Raw genomic sequence first — 1,144 nt, 5'->3', positions numbered from 1 at the left:
ACGCCTTTTTCCATGTTCAACGGGAAATTGCACGCTCTGGATGCTCTCTGGCTCAGGGCTTCGCCCTCCGTGAACCAGCTCCAGGAACTGCTTTTTGTACCGCGTGCCGCCGCGCATACCAGTGTTTCCGGGGCGCACAGGGCCGCCACGATGCGCAAAATATGCTCCCTGTCCTCCGGGAACGGCACACTGTTCAACACGCTGGAAACGAAAATGGCGCTGAATGGCGTACCAGCCCGCACGGCGGAAAGAAAGCCCATGGCCGAAGCGCGCCCTTTTTCCCTGTTTACCGTGTCGCCGTCAGCGGGATACGGCTCAAACTCCGTCACGCGGATGCCCGCGTCCCGGAGCATCCGGGCTTCGTCGCCCTGTCCCGAACCGAAGTCCAGCACACTTTCCCCGCAGGCAGCCTTCCATTTTCCCATGAAGGCGGCATCCAGTCGTACGTCGGAAAGCCGCTTGTGCCGGTACACCGGTAACACAAATGCCCGACCAAGATAGGTGCGATGCAGCCATTTCCGCCGGAACGCGCCGTAGCGCAGAAAATCGGCATTGTCCCCCGTGAACCGGAAGTCCATGCTCAAAAGGTTCAGCATGGCGCGTGCCAGTTCCGCCCGGTTTTCGTCCAGCGTGACCACGGATATTTCCTTCCGGCCCTTGCGGGCGGCGGCTTCCAGCCTGCCTACGCCGTTGATGACCGTGCCGTCCGGCGTGGTTACGATGGGCAGATGAACGCCGAGGCGCGCCAGCATCCGGCCCACATTAGCGGCATGACGCACGAAGCGGGACACGTTGCGCCGGGCAAGAGGCGAGACTTCCCGCATCTCAGCGGCCATGCAGGGGAAGAAAGCCGGGCTGTCCGGGGAAATGTCCGGCAGTTTTTCGGCCAGGGAATGAACATCAGCCCCGCGCAGGGCCGCGCTCATGTCCCGTTCGGTGTCCTGTACGGCTATATCATTGGTAGCCCTGTTGAACAGGATATTGATGCCGCGACGCCTTTTTTCCGGCACGTCCACACGCAGCACGGGCACGCGGGCGGCTCCCATGTCCACGGCCACGGCGTGCCGCTGATGGCCGGAGAGAATTTCCCCGTCCGTAGTCGCCACCAGCGGCAGCAGGAAGCCCAGCTTGCGCAGGGAGAGCC

At 62.8% G+C, this 1,144-nt stretch carries 1 protein-coding gene; it reads right to left on the bottom strand.

Features of this window, described 5'->3' with window-relative positions:
- The coding region (locus DESPIG_RS12620) for a methyltransferase domain-containing protein (protein WP_006009706.1) at positions 1-1,144 on the bottom strand (1,144 nt) is incomplete at both ends.

The sequence above is a fragment of the Desulfovibrio piger ATCC 29098 genome (assembly GCF_000156375.1).
Lineage (GTDB): Bacteria > Desulfobacterota > Desulfovibrionia > Desulfovibrionales > Desulfovibrionaceae > Desulfovibrio > Desulfovibrio piger.
The sequence above is the reverse complement of the archived record's forward strand: the minus strand, read 5'-3'. Positions and strand labels throughout refer to the sequence as shown.